Raw genomic sequence first — 258 nt, 5'->3', positions numbered from 1 at the left:
GCATACCACACGGCACGCGCTATGATGCGGTCATCTCGGAATCCACCTACGGCTCACGCTTACATGAGAATCGAGCACAACAAGAAAAAGCACTGGCACAGCAAGTGTCTGACGTGATTCAACAGGGGGGGTTTGTCCTCATTCCTGCCTTTGCCGTGGGACGCGCACAAGAAGTGTTGATGATCTTGCAAAACGCCATGCGCTACAACAAAGAGATCAAGCCGTTCCCGATTGTCGTCGATGGTCTTGTGCGTTCCA

General features: G+C 52.7%; 1 protein-coding gene. It reads left to right on the top strand.

Annotation, left to right across the window (positions count from 1 at the left end):
• A partial coding sequence (locus MM817_RS16695) for a hypothetical protein (protein ID WP_473828224.1) occupies nucleotides 1–258 on the top strand: 258 nt, incomplete at both ends.

The organism is Sulfoacidibacillus ferrooxidans, assembly GCF_022606465.1.
Taxonomy (GTDB): domain Bacteria; phylum Bacillota; class Bacilli; order Alicyclobacillales; family SLC66; genus Sulfoacidibacillus; species Sulfoacidibacillus ferrooxidans.
The sequence above is the reverse complement of the archived record's forward strand: the minus strand, read 5'-3'. Positions and strand labels throughout refer to the sequence as shown.